At 65.0% G+C, this 14,258-nt stretch carries 15 protein-coding genes and 1 pseudogene; 7 read left to right on the top strand and 9 right to left on the bottom strand.

Annotated elements, in window-relative coordinates:
• Positions 1–66: 66 nt before the first annotated feature.
• Positions 67–1,289 (bottom strand): annotated as a pseudogene (locus BG842_RS20985) (HAD family hydrolase).
• 49 nt (positions 1,290–1,338) lie between these two features.
• Between BG842_RS20985 and BG842_RS30240 the strand changes: the two are divergent.
• Together BG842_RS30240 and BG842_RS30235 are read left to right on the top strand one after the other, a co-directional pair.
• Positions 1,339–1,503 (top strand): hypothetical protein, encoded by a 165-nt coding sequence (locus BG842_RS30240; RefSeq protein WP_175424240.1) that lies wholly within the window; start codon positions 1,339–1,341, stop codon positions 1,501–1,503.
• Between the two features lie 57 nt (positions 1,504–1,560).
• A complete protein-coding gene (locus tag BG842_RS30235; RefSeq protein ID WP_175424239.1) occupies positions 1,561–1,725 on the top strand; it encodes a hypothetical protein in 165 nt (54 codons plus the stop codon).
• 97 nt (positions 1,726–1,822) lie between these two features.
• Here the strand turns inward: BG842_RS30235 and BG842_RS20980 are convergent, their stop codons facing one another.
• Complete coding sequence (locus BG842_RS20980) at positions 1,823–3,160, bottom strand: RimK/LysX family protein (RefSeq protein WP_069452325.1); 1,338 nt, start codon at positions 3,158–3,160, stop codon at positions 1,823–1,825.
• Positions 3,161–3,502: 342 nt separating this feature from the next.
• Here BG842_RS20980 and BG842_RS20975 point away from each other — a divergent pair, with 342 nt between their 5' ends.
• Positions 3,503–4,876 carry a nicotinate phosphoribosyltransferase gene (locus BG842_RS20975; RefSeq protein ID WP_069452324.1) on the top strand — a complete coding sequence of 458 codons (1,374 nt, stop codon included), beginning with the start codon at positions 3,503–3,505 and terminating at the stop codon, positions 4,874–4,876.
• A gap of 1 nt (position 4,877) precedes the next feature.
• Here BG842_RS20975 and BG842_RS20970 read toward each other — a convergent pair whose 3' ends face one another.
• On the bottom strand, positions 4,878–6,407 hold the full coding sequence (locus tag BG842_RS20970) for a trehalose-6-phosphate synthase (protein ID WP_069452323.1): 1,530 nt from the start codon (positions 6,405–6,407) through the stop codon (positions 4,878–4,880).
• A gap of 133 nt (positions 6,408–6,540) precedes the next feature.
• Positions 6,541–7,053, bottom strand: a complete 513-nt coding sequence (locus tag BG842_RS20965; RefSeq protein WP_069452322.1) for a gamma carbonic anhydrase family protein — start codon at positions 7,051–7,053, stop codon at positions 6,541–6,543.
• 74 nt (positions 7,054–7,127) lie between these two features.
• Here BG842_RS20965 and BG842_RS28140 point away from each other — a divergent pair, with 74 nt between their 5' ends.
• Positions 7,128–7,298 (top strand): hypothetical protein, encoded by a 171-nt coding sequence (locus tag BG842_RS28140; RefSeq protein WP_175424238.1) that lies wholly within the window; start codon positions 7,128–7,130, stop codon positions 7,296–7,298.
• Positions 7,299–7,316: 18 nt separating this feature from the next.
• Here the strand turns inward: BG842_RS28140 and BG842_RS32605 are convergent, their stop codons facing one another.
• Together BG842_RS32605 and BG842_RS32070 are read right to left on the bottom strand one after the other, a co-directional pair.
• Positions 7,317–7,442, bottom strand: a complete 126-nt coding sequence (locus tag BG842_RS32605) for a hypothetical protein (protein ID WP_256388562.1) — start codon at positions 7,440–7,442, stop codon at positions 7,317–7,319.
• A gap of 128 nt (positions 7,443–7,570) precedes the next feature.
• Positions 7,571–7,708, bottom strand: a complete 138-nt coding sequence (locus BG842_RS32070) for a hypothetical protein (RefSeq protein WP_254663355.1) — start codon at positions 7,706–7,708, stop codon at positions 7,571–7,573.
• A 247-nt stretch (positions 7,709–7,955) separates the two neighbouring features.
• On the opposite strand from BG842_RS32070, the gene rbcL reads away from it, so the two are divergent.
• Entirely contained in the window at positions 7,956–9,203 is a 1,248-nt protein-coding gene (gene rbcL, locus BG842_RS20955) for a type III ribulose-bisphosphate carboxylase (RefSeq protein ID WP_069452321.1), read from the top strand.
• 557 nt (positions 9,204–9,760) lie between these two features.
• Here rbcL and thsA read toward each other — a convergent pair.
• Both thsA and BG842_RS30230 read right to left on the bottom strand, forming a co-directional pair.
• Entirely contained in the window at positions 9,761–11,398 is a 1,638-nt protein-coding gene (gene thsA / locus BG842_RS20950) for a thermosome subunit alpha (protein ID WP_069452320.1), read from the bottom strand.
• A gap of 51 nt (positions 11,399–11,449) precedes the next feature.
• Positions 11,450–11,611: a hypothetical protein gene (locus BG842_RS30230; protein ID WP_175424237.1), complete on the bottom strand. Its 162-nt coding sequence runs from the start codon at positions 11,609–11,611 to the stop codon at positions 11,450–11,452.
• Here BG842_RS30230 and BG842_RS20945 point away from each other — a divergent pair.
• The gene (locus BG842_RS20945) at positions 11,610–12,557 is read left to right on the top strand and encodes an AIR synthase family protein (protein WP_069452319.1); all 948 of its coding nucleotides are present in this window, start codon (positions 11,610–11,612) and stop codon (positions 12,555–12,557) included. The genes BG842_RS30230 and BG842_RS20945 overlap by 2 nt on opposite strands.
• 16 nt (positions 12,558–12,573) lie before the next feature.
• Here BG842_RS20945 and BG842_RS32065 read toward each other — a convergent pair whose 3' ends face one another.
• On the bottom strand, positions 12,574–13,521 hold the full coding sequence (locus BG842_RS32065; protein WP_254663354.1) for a hypothetical protein: 948 nt from the start codon (positions 13,519–13,521) through the stop codon (positions 12,574–12,576).
• A 130-nt stretch (positions 13,522–13,651) separates the two neighbouring features.
• Between BG842_RS32065 and BG842_RS20935 the strand changes: the two genes are divergently transcribed.
• Positions 13,652–14,233, top strand: a complete 582-nt coding sequence (locus tag BG842_RS20935; RefSeq protein ID WP_069452318.1) for an NADPH-dependent FMN reductase — start codon at positions 13,652–13,654, stop codon at positions 14,231–14,233.
• The last annotated feature ends 25 nt before the right edge of the window (positions 14,234–14,258 follow it).

Genomic DNA, 14,258 nt, shown 5'->3' with positions numbered 1-14,258 from the left:
TTCTCCTCTGGCTTGCGACGGTTCCGCTCTCCGTCGTCGGCATCGCGTACTGGTACGACTGAGTTCTCACCCCAGTCGCGCCAACCGATTCAGCGCGTACACCGTCCGAAGCACGTCGCCCGCCTTTCCGCGGTCGAAGATGAGTTCGTCGGTGCGAACCACGTGGTCCAGCACGTCGCGGGAGGCGTGTTCCGGCGCGGCACCGATGCCGTAGTCGTTCTCGTCCACCCACTGCATCACGCGCAGGTCGCTCTTGCTGTCGCCCATGACGAGCGTGAACGGGTCGTCCACGCCGAGGACGTCCAACGCGGCCTCCACGCCGACGACCTTGTTCAACTCCCGGCTTCCGATTTCGGCGGCGTCACCCTCGTAGTAGGCCACGTCGATTCGGTCGAAGGTGTCCCGCACGTCCTCCGGAATCGCTTCCACGTCCGCGTCCGGCATTCCGCCTTGCGCTTCGAGCACGCCGCGGATTTCGGGGTCGCTGTGGGCGTAGTAGGTCCGCGCCCACTCGCTTCCGTCTTCGACCACCGTCTCGCCGAGCAGGTCGAGTTGGTAGACCAGCGCGTCGTCGATGACTTCCACCGCCTTCGCGCTCCCCGTCTCGAAGTTCGGCTTCATCGTGATGTTGAACTCGTTACCCTGCAGGTGGGTCCCCGCCGGAGTTCCTCGGGCGCGGACGAGAGCACCTGCGAGCGCACGGTGTCGAAGACGTCCCGGATGTCGTCGTCCAAGTCCTCGAACAGCAGTCGTTTGGTCTCCGCGCCGTGGCCCGGCGTGAACACGCCGGTTCCCGCCTCGTAGACGATGCTCACCGTGCCGGAGTGGACGATTTCGTTGCCGAGTCCCTGAATCGTGAACCCCTTCACGTTCTCCAGCGTCTGACCGGTACAGACGACGATGGGGACGCCCTTCTCGTGGAACTCGGTCAACAGGTTGAGTACCTCCCGCGGAATCTCGTTGTCCGTTCCGCCCGCCGACCGGAGCGTCTCGTCCACGTCCAGCACGAGCGCGTTCACCGACCGGCCGTACTTCGAGTAGAGGTCGAGCGCGGTGAACGCTTGGTCGCGCGTGGCGTGGGCCGCCACGTCCGCGTACGTCTCGCCCGCGTCGAACTCCTCCCGAATCTCGTCCTTTCTCCCCTCCAGTTCGTCGCTCGCGGACTGCCAGTGTTCCAACGCGACCCGCGAATCGACCGGCGGAAACACGTCCACGAAGTCCTGATACGCTCTGAGGGTTTTCGCGTCGAACTCGTCGTAGAGCCGATAGAGGGCGTCGTAGCGTTCCATACTGGAAGTGGGTCGCTTTCCGGGATAAAGGTCGGGGGAGGTGGGAATATTGGCGGACTCGGAAAACGGCGACGGCGAACCACCGACGTCCGAACACTCCTCCCGCGACGAACATCACCACCGTGACCGCGACCACAACCCCCCACCGCGACGACCGCTTACGACCACGATTGAAGCAGTTCACACCGTTTTTCCGTCGATGGGTGCGTCCTGAACAGCCAGTTGCCGATGTCGTCGAGCCGATTTCGAACGCGAAGGCCCCAGACGCGCGGTGCGAACAGGAAGGGGCGACGACCCCGCCCACCGTCCACGAGACGAACAGCAGTCCGGCGACGAGCGCGCCTGTCAACGCGACGAGCGCTGTCACCGAGAGGAGAATTCGACCGGTGAGACTGTCGTTCCGCATCGTCCCTTTCTTTCTCGCCAGCGATTGTAAAACGGCAACACTTCGTCCGCTCCCGAGCGGCGTCTGTGGTTCCCTTTCCTCCGACTCCCCCTTTGATTTCTCTCCTCTCGACCTCACTCCCCCAACCTCATTCCTCGATGGTGGTGTCCTCCTCGCCCACCCGCTTGCTGATGTCCACTTGGTAGTGTTCGAGGATGTCGCGGCCGAGGAGGACGGGATTCTCCATGTGGCTTCGGTCCTCGATGTTCGCGGAGACGGTGTAGTGGTTCCCGGCGATGCCGACGACGATATCGACCACCGGACGCGTGCGACTCGACTTCGAACTCCCGGAGCGCACCCGCGAGGTTCGACGGATGGGTCCCGCGCCGACGTCCGCCGCGACGCCGGTGTCGATGCTCGTCCGACTCGCACCCGTATCAGATTTTGCGACGACCGTCGCCGACCCCGACGTCCCGCTGACGACGACCTCCGTCGTGTAACCGATGGTCGGTTGCTCCGAGAGGTCCCGGCGACTCGTCGATGGTTTGCAGGCGGGAACGGTGTCGTCGAGCGTCGCGGTCAGTTCGACGACCCGGTCTTCGTCCACGGACCCGCCCGCCGTTTCGATGGCGGCGCGAGCGATGTGGGGTGCCGGACTGTGGCCGGTCGCCTCGAAGAACCCCTTGAATCCCGCGGTCGGGTTGACTTCGAGGACGTACCAGTCGCGCTCGTTTCGGATGAGGTCGACCCCGGCGTAGTCGAGGCCGATGGCGTTCGCCGCGTCGAGTGCGGTTCGTGAAACTTCGTCCGTGAGTACGTCGCCCGCCGCGCGTACGTCTCCCCCGAGCGCGACGTTCGTCCGCCACTCCTCGTCAGGGGCGGAACGAATCATCCCGCCGAGGACGGAATCGCCGACCACGTAGACGCGGAGGTCGCTGTGCGGGCCGTCGTCGTCCTGTTCGATGAGTTGTTGGACGAACGCCTGTCTTTTTCCGACGCGGGAGCTGATGGGGTCGTTCAGGTCGACCTTCCACGTGCCGCCGCCGTGGGTCCCGATGGCGGTCTTGTACACAGCCTCGGTGCCGTAGGGGTCACAGAGTTCGTTGAGTCGTTCCGTCGAGAGCGCGAGGATGGCGTCCGGGACCCGAACCCCCTCCTCGGCCAGTCGCACCGCGGCGGCGAACTTGTGTGTCGCCCGTAACACCGACATCGGTGGGTTGAGCGTCGGGACGACGCTCGCGTACAGGTTCACCAGTCCCAACAGTTCGTCGGGATACTCCGTCTTGGAGAGCAACAACCGATTGGCGATGACGTCCACGTCCGGTTCGAGGACGAGTTCGCCGTCCCGTATCTCGACCGACGTGTTCTCCCGACGAAGCCAGACGGGGTTGTGACCTAACGCTTCGACGGCGTTCAAAATCGCTTTCGTCTCCTTGCTGTTGTGAAGGCTGAAGACTCCGACTCGTACCGACGTTTCTCCCGGCATCGGTATGTCATTCGCTAACTCGGCTCAAAACACTTATTGCTCTGTTGCTAATAGTTGGCTCGACGTTCCCGGCCGATTGTTCTTTCTCGACTAACGGATCCTGTCGAAGACCGTGCTCTGACAGCGACTGCACTGCCGTCGGTTACGCCAGTATTCCTTCCCGCACGAGTTACACTTCCAGTTCGGCGTGAGGAAATCCGGTTTGAGCGATTCCAAGTTCATGGAAGGGCGTAGGGTCCCCACGAATAAACGCCTCTCGCCGGAGTCGGGTTGCTCGGCGTTCCCTTCTACCTCGCGATTTCCTCCCCTAACTATTACTGACGCGGCGTGGTCCCAGTGGCTATGGTGGGGACCAACGCGGACGACGAGGACCGATTCGGATACATCACGCCCGAGAATCTGGGACTGTTCACCGACCTCTACGAGCTGACGATGTTGCAGGGCTATCACGCCGCGGACCACGACCCGCAAGCGACGTTCAGCCTCTTCTTCCGCCGACTTCCGACTGACAGGGGTTTCGTCATCGCGGCCGGGCTGGAACAGGCGATGGCGTACATCGAGGCCCTCTCGTTCGGCGAGCAAGCCATCGACTATCTTCGAAATCGCGGATTCGACGAGGACTTCCTCGCTCGACTCGCGGACTTCGAGTTCACGGGGCGGGTGCGCGCGCTCCCCGAGGGGACGCCGGTCTTCCCCGACGAACCCCTGCTGGAGGTGACCGCACCCATCTTCGAGGCCCAGTTGTTCGAGACGCTGGTGTTGAATCAGGTCGGCTTTCAGAGCCTCGTGGCGACGAAAGCCGCCCGGATGCGCGAGGCCGTCGAACGCTACGGCGACGACCAGTCGCTCGTCGATTTCGGTTCCCGACGCGCCCACGGTACCGACGCCGGGATGAAAGCCGCTCGCGCCGCCGTCATCGGCGGCTTCGACGGTACCTCACTCGTGGCGGCCGGAGAGGCGTTCTCGCTCCCCGTTTACGGGACGATGGCCCACTCGTGGGTCCAGAGCTTCGAGAACGAACGGGAGGCGTTCGAGACGTTCCTCGAACAGTATCACGAGGACACGATTCTGCTCGTGGACACCTACGATACCGTCGAGGGCGCGAAATTGGCGATGGACGTGGCGGAAGACCACGATGCCGAAGTCGGCGTGCGCCTCGATTCGGGCGACCTCGCCCCGCTCTCGAATGAGGTCGCGGAAATCGTCGACGGCCGACCCATCTTCGTCTCCTCGGGCATGGACGAGTACAAAATCGCGGACTTCCTCCGGGACGGCGGCGTGGCGACCGGGTTCGGTCCCGGTACCGCGCTGACGACGAGCAGGGACGCCCCGTCGCTCGACCTCGTGTACAAACTCACGGAAATCGAGCGCGACGGCGAGATGCGCCCGAGCATGAAACTGTCGTCGGGCAAGGTCACGTACCCCGGCGCGAAGAGCGTTCGCCGCGTCGGAGACGGCGGCTACGAGAAGGACGTGCTCGCGTTGCGCGGCGAGGACGTCGCGGGCGAGGAACAACTCGTCACCGTCTTCGAGGACGGAGACAGGGTGGCCGACTCGCCCGAACTCGGCGCGATTGCGGATCGGGCGGGGACGCGCCGTCGAAAACTGCCCGACGACTGCCGCGAATTGCGCTCCCCCGGCACCTATCCGGTCGAAATCAGCGACGGCCTCCGTCAGTTGACGAACGACGTGGAAGCCGAACTGGAAGCGCGGTGAGTCACGCGCCGTCGCGGTCCGCACGTCGCTTCCCGTTCAAGACCTCTCCGGCGTGCCGAAGCACGTCGTTCTTCCACGCCTCGATGTCGTTCTCCTCGACCTCGGCTTGCAGCTGCGTCATGCGGTTCGACCGTTCCGGCCGGTCCATCGTCAGTGCTCGCTCGATGCCGTCCGCGAACGCTTCGGCGTCGTTCGGATGCACCGTCATCGCCGCCTCCCCGAGTTCCTCGTGTGCGCCGACGAGTTCGCTGAGGACCAACACGCCGGGGTCGTCCACTTGCGAGGCGACGAACTCCTTCGCCACGAGGTTCATCCCGTCACGGAGGGAACTCACGAGCCCCACGTCCGCCTCCCGGTACAGGGCGGCCAGTTCGGCCATCGAGAGTCGGTCGTCGATGTACACGATGGGTCGCCACGCGTCCGTTCCAAATCGCTCGTTTATCCGCTCGATTTCCCCTGTCACGGTCGCTTGGACGCGCTGATAGTCGTCGATTCGGCTCCGACTTTCGCTCGCCTTCTGGACATACGTGAGCCGTCCGCGCCACTCCGGTCGCTCCTCCCAGAGCTGTTCGAGGGCAGTCAGCCGCTGTTCGATTCCCTTCGTGTAATCGAGTCTATCGACGCCGAGCGCCAACTGCTCCGCCCCGAGCGGGTACGCGTCCCGGAGGGATTCCCACGCTTCGTCAGCCTCCGCCGACCCCGCGAGCCGTCGTCGCTCCACGGCGTCGATGCCGAGCGGGAAGGACTCGACGCGAACCGTTCGCCCGTCGTAGCGAATCACTCCCGTCTCGCGGTTCACGTCCGCACCCAACGCTTTCGAGGCGCAGTCGAGGAAATTCCGGCAGTAGCGGTCGGTGTGGAAGCCGAGCAGGTCGTTCGCCAGCAACCCGTCGAGGAGTTCGTCGTGTTCCGGGCAACTTCGAAACACGTCCCACGACGGCCACGGAATGTGCCAGAACTGCATGCAGAACGCATCGGGTGCCGACTCGCGGATCAACCGTGGCGCGAGCGCGAAGTGGTAATCCTGAAACCAGATAACCGCTTCAGACGGGTCCACCCGCTCCCGTATCGCGTCGGCGAAGCGCTCGTTCGCCTCGCGGTAGTGTCGCCAGAACTCCGGTTTCGGCGTCATCTTGGCGATGTCCGAGTGACAGAGGGGCCACAACACCTGATTGCTGTAGCCGTAGTAGTAGTTGGTCACCTGTTCCTCCGAGAGGGCGACGCGCTTCAACTCGTAGGAGGGTGACTCCGGGGGGACGCGCACGCACCCGTTCTCGTCGCTCATCTCCTCGTCGCCGTCGCCGCTCCCCCACGCGACCCACGTCCCGCCCGTGCTCGCCATCATCGGGTCGAGCGCGGAGGTCAGGCCACCCGCTGGACGGGCGACGCTGATGTCGTCGTCGTCGCGTTCGTGCACGTATGGCTCCCTGTTGGATACGAGGACCAATTCTCGGTCTCCGAACGGCGGTGTCGCGGAAACGCCCTCCCGCTCCTCCGTCTCGGAGACGGTACCGTCAACGGTTTTGTTCATTATGTCGCTCGTCCCGTATCTGGGCCGCTGAAACGAATCACTGCGTGGGTTGCGCTCGCAAGTTACTTTATTATCGTGTGGAACCGGGCGCGCTTCGCGGCCGACCCTCCCACTCGGCCACTGTCTTGACGCCCTACTCGAACAGCGTTCCGTGGCGCTTCGCAAGCCCGGTGTACTCCCCGGAGGAGTACGACTCGAAGATTTCCTCCGCGTCGATGGTTGTCTCCGACAGCGGCGTCACCCGCGCGGGAATCCCCCGAACGAACGATTCCGGCGGAATATCGGCCGATTCGAGCGTCACGGTCCCGGCCGCGACGATGCTCCGCTCGCCGATTCGAACGTCGCTGTTTATCGTCGCGTTGAACCCGACGAGCGACCCGTCGCCGACTTCCGCGTCGTTCAACACCGCGCCGTGACCGACCATCACCCTGTCGCCGACCGTCGAGGCGTGCAGGACCGCGTTGTCGCCGACGTGCGACTCCCGGCCGACGCGCACCGGTGCCACGTCACCCCGGAGGACGGCACCGGGCCAGACGCTCGCGTCGGCACCGATTTCGACGTCCCCCACCACGGTCGCCTCCCGGCAGACGTGGGCGTCCTCGTGCACCGACGGCTCACCCCCTTCGAACCCGTACGTTCGAACCATACCCCTGACACGACGTTCTCGACCAAAGCTTTGGCGGGGTCATTTTTTAGGTCGCGCCGGTCGTGTGTGTCCCCATGTTCAAGGCACAGATTTCCGACGGCGAGCAGATAGAGTGCGCCGAGTACGAAATCGAAGGTCCCGGCGTTCGACTGTTCGACGAGGACGGCGACTTCCTCGCGTTCGTCCCCTTCGCGCACCTGCACTGGGTCGGACAGGTGGACGAAAGCGGGCGAACGCTCTGGTAGTCGTCTCGACTACTCGCGCTACACGTCCCCTGCGAACAGTCCCGTTCGTCCCCGCGGTTCCGCCCACGAGTACGCGTTACGGTCTTCCGGTGGAACGACGTGGAAGTGGTGGCCGAGTCGCGCGGTCGGTGTCGCGGGGTTCAATCGACCCACGGGATGATTTCGATTCCCGACCGCCGTATCTCGATGCCTAACCCTCGGTCGGGACCGTCCTCCGGGACCTTCCACGACGTCCGTGCCGACGGGCCAGCAGAAACCTCGACGGAGAGGTCTTAGCTTCCGGGTCCGAACTCGTCGGGAACGTCCCACGACCCCGGCGCGGGAATCGACTCGCGCCCGGAGAAGACGCGCTTCTCGGGTCGCCGCACGTCGAGCGAAACGGTCGTCTTCCTGTCGAGGCGGTTATACACCGTTACCGTCTCTGTGTGCGGGTTCGTTTCCCCACTCGTCGGAGAGACACCCCCCGGTACCGCCCAAAAGGGAGAGCGAGCAACCGTCTCGGACGAATCCCCGTCGATTCATACGAATCGATTTCCGGATGATAGCATAAGAGTTCCGTTTTCCGACACGAAGTGCCGCACATCGAACCTCCCGTTCACCCACGTTTCCCGAAACTGGCGGGTGGATTTTTAACCAACGACGGTGAAGGTACGGGTTATGCCCGGCATAAAGTACGAGGACTTCCTCGACCTTGGATACACCCCCGCCGAATCGGAACTCGTCTGCACCTTCCACGTCGAACCGGCCGCCGACATGGACATGGAGGACGCGGCGAGCCGCGTCGCCAGCGAGAGTTCGAACGGGACGTGGGCCGAACTCCAAGTCGAAGGGAGCATCACCGACCTGAGCGCCACGACGTTCAGCATCGACGGGAACGAAGTGAAAGTCGCCTACCCGGACGCGCTGTTCGAGGACGGGAGCATGCCACAGGTACTCTCCTGCATCGCGGGCAACATCATGGGCATGAAGGCCGTCGAGCGGATTCGCCTGCTCGATTGCGACTGGCCAGAACCGCTCACCACCTCCTTCCCCGGCCCGCAGTTCGGCAGCGGCGTTCGAAACGAGATTTTCGACGCGGGCGAGCGACCCATCACCGCCACGGTTCCCAAGCCGAAGGTCGGCCTCTCGACCGACCAGCACGCCCAAATCGGCTACGAGGCGTGGGTCGGCGGCCTCGACCTCCTGAAGGACGACGAGAACCTCACCGACCAAGATTTCAACCCCTTCGCCGACCGCCTCACCCAGAGTCTCGCCATGCGGGACGACGCACAGGACGAGACGGGCGAGAAGAAGAGCTACCTCGTCAACATCACGGCGGACACGAACACCATGCTCGAACGCGCCGACATGGTGGCCGAACAGGGCTGTGAGTACGTGATGGTGGACGTCATCACGACCGGCTGGGGCGCCGTCCAGAGCGTCCGCGAGCGCTGTGAGGAACTCGGCCTCGCCATCCACGCCCACCGCGCGATGCACGCCGCGTTCGACCGTATTCCGACCCACGGCGTCTCGATGCGCGTCCTCGCGCAAATCGCCCGCATCTGCGGCGTGGACCAACTCCACACCGGCACCGCCGACCTCGGCAAACTCGAAAACGAGGACACGGTGGGTATCAACGAGTGGCTCTACTCCGACCTCTACGGTATGAATGACGTGCTCCCCGTCGCTTCCGGCGGCCTGCATCCCGGCCTCGTCGCCGAACTTATCGACCGCGAGGGGACGAACATCTGCATCCAGGCGGGCGGCGGCGTCCACGGCCACCCCGACGGCACCCGCGCGGGCGCGGCCGCGCTCCGCCAATCCGTCGATGCCACGGTGGCGGGCATCCCGCTCGAAGCGTACGCCGAGGACCACCCCGAACTGAAAGTCGCCCTCGACAAGTGGGGCACCGAGACGCCGCGATAGAGCCGATTTCTCGGTTTCGGCCCGGTTCGGGAGTCGAAAGTGTGACGACTGCCTGATTTTCACTGACTTTTCGATGTGGCGCGCGCTGGCACAGCCCAGAGGACAGCGATCGTCCGATGGGCTGTGTTGATAGCGTGCGAGGTCTTCGTGAGTGACGAAGGAACGAACGAATGGCTCGTCAGAGCTTCGCTCTGACGGTGGATGAGCGGAACGGGGTTCTCGTGAGTGCAACGAACGAGAGCACGGAAGAGCGTGCTCTTCCGGAGTGGAGCGAATCGGTTGGGGAGGGAGTGGTGCGGTGTGGTTGCGGTGCGGTGGTGGTTTCATTGACGTCTGTACACGCGGTCACAGAAGAACTACCAACTCGTAGCGAGCGGGCAGGGGCGTTCGAAGTTTGCTACGAATCGTACTCAAAACAAGCTACGAATCGTACTCACGACAACTCACATCCCGCGCGAGGAATGCCGAGAATATTCTCCGCTCGTCGCTGTCCACAAACTCCGCGAACACCGCACCCCGTTGGAAATCAAAACGAGACTCCGGCTCTCGCTCCCGTCCTACATCATACCGCCCATTCCTCCCATACCGCCCATGCCACCCATCTCGGGGCCGCCCGCTTCGTCCTCGCTCTTGCCGAGGTCGCCCGCGGAAATCACGTCGTCGATGCGCAACAGGAGTTCGGCGACGTCGGTCGCGCTCTGGATGGCTTGGGTCTTGACGCGGAGTGGTTCGACCACGCCCGCGTCGAGCATGTCCACGACGTCGCCGGTTTCGGCGTTCATTCCGGTGCTCTCCTCCCCGGCGTCGTGCCGACTTCGGAGTTCCGTGATTGCGTCGACGGGGCTGACGCCCGAGTTTTCGGCCAACGTGCGGGGAATCGCCTCCATCGCGTCGGCGAACGCCTCGACCGCGAGCTGTTCCCGGCCGCCGACGCCATCGGCGTACTCCCGGAGGGCGAGCGCGAGCGCGGTTTCGGGTGCGCCGCCGCCCGGTAACACCCGCCCGTCCAGCAGGGCCACGCGGACGACGCCGAGGCTGTCGTGAACGGCCCGCTCGACCTCCTCGACGACGTGTTCGGTGCCGCCGCGGAGGAGCAGGGTGACGCTTCGCGGGTTGTCACACTCCTCGACGAAAATCCGGGTATCCCCCGCCACGTCGCGTTCGGCCACGAGCCCGGCGTGCCCGAGGTCGTCGGGGTCGATGTCGTCGAGGCTGGAGACGACGCGGCCGTCCGTCGCCCGCGCGAGGTGGTTCACGTCGCTCTGTTTCGCACGGCGAACGGCGAGGATGCCCTCCTGTGCGAGGTAGTGCTGTGCGAGGTCGTCGATGCCCTTCTGGCAGAAGACGACGTTCGCGCCGCTGTCGGCGATTCTATCGACCATCTCCCGGAGTTGTGCCTCCTCGCGGTCGAGGAACTGCTCGAGTTGGTCCGGGTCGGTGACGCTGACCGCCGTATCCGCCTCGGTCTCCTGTACCTCGATGGGCGTATCGACCAGCGCGATGGTGGCGTCCTCGACGTGCCACGGCATGTCGTCGTTCACGCGCTGCTTGTCCACCACGACGCCCTCCACGATGTCCGACCCCGAGATGGCTCCCCCAACGACCGTCTCCACGGTGACGTTCGAGAGGTCGATGTCGTCGCTCTCGTCGTCGCGGACCGCGCGAACCGCCTGCACGACGATTTCCGAGAGTGCCTGCTTGGCCGCTTCGGCCCCCTTCCCCGTCATCGCCGTCTGGGCGATTTCGACGAGCAGGTCGCTCTCTTCGACCGGATGCGCCGCCGATTCGAGGACCCGTGACGCTTCCCTGCTCGCCTGTCGGTAGCCGCGCGCGACCGTGGTCGGATGGACGCCCTGTTCGAGCAGTTCCTCCGCCCGGCGAAGCAGGTCCCCGGCGAGGATGACCGCCGTTGTCGTCCCGTCCCCCGTCTCGTCCTCTTGGGTTTCGGCGGCTTCGACGACCATCGTCGCCGCCGGATGTTCGATGTCCATCTCCGTGAGGATGGTCACGCCGTCGTTGGTGACGACGACGTCTCCCATAGAATCGACGAGCATCTTGTCCATTCCTCGCGGGCCGAGCGTGGTGCGTACCGCCTCGGCGACCGCTCGCCCGGCGGTGACGTTCATCTCGCGGGCGTCGCGTCCGATCGTTCGCTGTGCCTCCTCCCCCAGTATCAGGACCGGTCCGGTCTGCATTCTGTCTGCCATGATACCCCCACACTGGATACGACAGCATGCACAAAAGAACTAGTCCCGTGACGCGAGCGGAGCGGTCGTCTCGTACCCCGCCGAAATCATCGTGGTGAATTCGACGACCACGCCACGACGAAACTGACGTCCCACCGCGACGAAACCGCAACCGCGCCACGACGAAACGCACATTGGCACGTCGTGTGAACGTCGGAGCATGATCGGTAAACTCGACCCGGAGGACCTCGCGCTCGTCGTCTCTCGAACCGGCGCGAGCGACGAGGCCGTCTCAGTGGGTCCCGGCTACGGCGAGGACGCCGCCGCAATCGAGGTGGGAGAGCGAACGCTCGTCGTCAGTTCCGACCCGCTCTCGCTGGCGCGTGAACGACTCGGCACGCTCGCGGTCAACGTCGCCAGCAACGACGTGGCCTGCTCCGGGGCCGACCCGCGATGGCTGACGAACGTCGTCTTCCTCCCCGACGACGACCGGGAGACGCTGGATGTCGTGACCCGACAGATAGACGAGGCGGCGACCGAACTCGACATCGCCATCGTCGGCGGCCACTCCGAGTACGCGCCCGACCTCTCGCGGCCGATGGTCACGATGACTTGCATGGGACTCGCCGACGAGTTCGTCCCGACCGGCGGGGCGGAACCGGGCGACCGACTGATTCTGACGAAGGGTGCCGGAATCGAGGGCACGGCTATCCTCGCCACCGACTTCCGCGCGGAAGTCGGCCCGGCGGCCGAACGCGGCGAATCGTTCTTCGAGGAGATCAGCGTCGCCGAGGACGCCCGCCACCTCCGCGAGTACGCTCACGCCATGCACGACCCGACGGAGGGGGGCGTGGTCACCGGACTGTTGGAGATGGCGGAAGCTTCCGGCGTGCGCCTCGAAGTCGCCCGCGACGACGTGCCGGTCCGGGACGCGACCCGCGACCTCTGTGACACCATGGGCGTGGACCCGCTCCGCATCTTCGGCTCCGGGGCGCTCCTCGCGGCGGTCCCCGAGGAGTCGGTCGAGGAGGCGCTCGACGCGGTTCGAGGGGGCGGAATCCCGGCCGCCGTCATCGGACGCGTCGTCGAAGGCGACGGCGCGCTCGCGCTGGACGACGCGGAAATCACCGACCCGCCGCGGGACGAGTTGTACGCCCTCTGGGAGTAGCGCCGCGTGGCTTCGGTTACGAAATCGAGTGTTCAACGACGCTCAGTTCCTCGTCCACGACGAGTTCGAGCGTGTCGCCGTCGAGGGAAACGCGAAGCGCGACTTCCCACGGGTCCGTGGAGCGGACGGTCACGTAGCGGTCGGTTGCGGCGAATTCGACCTTCCAGATGGGCGTCGCCGTCACGTCGAGACCCCGCTCGTGGCAGAACGAGATGAGAGCGGGGTTTCCGAAGAGGGCCTCGCCGAGCCGCAAGTAGTTCCGGTGATTACAGCGGTCACACGAGCGGTTGATGCACACAGCGCGTTTGTCGGGGCGCGGATAGCCCGTCTCGGACGGCTCGACGAACGTCGTGTCCACCGTATTCCCGCAGAGGTGACAGACCCCCCGCGCGAACGCGAGGCGAACCGACCGGTTGTACTCGCTGGCCTGTGCGACGATGCTCCCGTCGTCGCCGTGCAGGACGCCGGGCGGCGTGAAGTCGTACTCGTACAGGTACGAACAGCCCGGACACTGTATCTTGAACAGGGCGTGTTCGTACATCGCCTCGACGGGTTCCCCGCAGAAGTAACAGTCCGTATCGAGTTCCGTCGGGGAGAGGGACGCGCCGTCTCCGTCCGTCGTGGCGCGAATCGTTCGCGTGAGCAACGTCCCCTCCGGACGGAGCGCGTAGCCGGTCCCCGCCTGTTCGACCACGGTTTCGACGAGTTGCGAGTGGCCGTCGTCCCGCCGCTCGACGAACTCACCGACGAGCTGTTGGAGGTGATAGTTGAACCGACTGCTGTCAACGTCCGCGCCCACGCGCGAGCGCAGCTCCGAGAACGAGAGCGCGGGCGGGTTTCCCTCCCCGCCCCGGGCGTCGCTGAGCGCGTTGAGTATTCCCGCCCGAACGTCGTTGCCGATGAGCGTGAGCGCCTCGGTCGATGCGACCGACGATTCGGTCGCCGATTCGAACTCGTCCTGCATCTCGTGACGGCGGTTTTCCATCGACCGGGTAATCTCTTCTGGTCGGGTCGGCGGAAGTGACAGACGGACAACTGTATCCGTCTTCAGCGAGCGCTTTAGTGGCTGTCGGCGGTAGCCTCTTCCGACGAAGATGGAACCCGATACTCACGTGGTCGCGCTGTGCGGGAGCCTGCGCGACGAAAGCGGAACGCGGGCCGCCCTCGGGACGGCACTCGATGCGGCGGAAGCGGCCGGTGCGACGACGACGCTCGTCGACCTGCGCACCTACGACCTGCCGCTGGTGGACGCGGACGAAGCGTCCCCGGCAGACGCCGAATCGCTTCGACGGACGCTCCGAGACGCCGACGCAATTTTGCTCGGCACGCCGATGTACCACGGGTCGTACTCCTCGCCGCTGAAGACGGCGCTCGACTACTGCGGCTTCGAGGAGTTCGAAGACAAGACGGTCGGGTTGCTCGCCGTGTCCGGCGGCCGGTTTCCGACGTCCGCCCTCGAACACCTTCGGTCCGTCTGCCGAGCGTTGAACGCGTGGACGCTTCCCCTCGAAGTCGGCGTCTCCGACGCGCACTCGTCGTTTGCGGACGGCGAACTGACCGACCCGACCGCCGCGGAGCGCGTCCGTCGCCTCGGCGAACACCTCGTCCTGTTCGCCGGTGTCGAGCAGTATCCCGAAGTCGCCAGCGCGACCATCGAATCGGTCACCGGATTCTAAGCCAGCATGAATCACGAACGCTACT

The sequence above is a fragment of the Haladaptatus sp. W1 genome, assembly GCF_001723155.1.
In the GTDB taxonomy this organism is placed as follows: Archaea; Halobacteriota; Halobacteria; order Halobacteriales; family Haladaptataceae; genus Haladaptatus; species Haladaptatus paucihalophilus.
The sequence above is the reverse complement of the archived record's forward strand: the minus strand, read 5'-3'. Positions and strand labels throughout refer to the sequence as shown.

Excerpts from the sequence above, each read along its gene's own strand:
- BG842_RS20965 (WP_069452322.1), bottom strand. The coding sequence starts at position 7,053 with ATGGTTCGAACGTACGGGTTCGAAGGGGGTGAGCCGTCGGTGCACGAG.
- BG842_RS32065 (WP_254663354.1), bottom strand. The coding sequence starts at position 13,521 with ATGCAGGACGAGTTCGAATCGGCGACCGAATCGTCGGTCGCATCGACC.
- BG842_RS30230 (WP_175424237.1), bottom strand. The coding sequence starts at position 11,611 with ATGCTCCGACGTTCACACGACGTGCCAATGTGCGTTTCGTCGTGGCGC.
- BG842_RS20945 (WP_069452319.1), top strand. The coding sequence starts at position 11,610 with ATGATCGGTAAACTCGACCCGGAGGACCTCGCGCTCGTCGTCTCTCGA.
- BG842_RS20935 (WP_069452318.1), top strand. The coding sequence starts at position 13,652 with ATGGAACCCGATACTCACGTGGTCGCGCTGTGCGGGAGCCTGCGCGAC.
- BG842_RS28140 (WP_175424238.1), top strand. The coding sequence starts at position 7,128 with ATGTTCAAGGCACAGATTTCCGACGGCGAGCAGATAGAGTGCGCCGAG.
- BG842_RS20970 (WP_069452323.1), bottom strand. The coding sequence starts at position 6,407 with ATGAACAAAACCGTTGACGGTACCGTCTCCGAGACGGAGGAGCGGGAG.
- BG842_RS20975 (WP_069452324.1), top strand. The coding sequence starts at position 3,503 with ATGGTGGGGACCAACGCGGACGACGAGGACCGATTCGGATACATCACG.
- rbcL (WP_069452321.1), top strand. The coding sequence starts at position 7,956 with ATGCCCGGCATAAAGTACGAGGACTTCCTCGACCTTGGATACACCCCC.
- BG842_RS20980 (WP_069452325.1), bottom strand. The coding sequence starts at position 3,160 with ATGCCGGGAGAAACGTCGGTACGAGTCGGAGTCTTCAGCCTTCACAAC.
- thsA (WP_069452320.1), bottom strand. The coding sequence starts at position 11,398 with ATGCAGACCGGACCGGTCCTGATACTGGGGGAGGAGGCACAGCGAACG.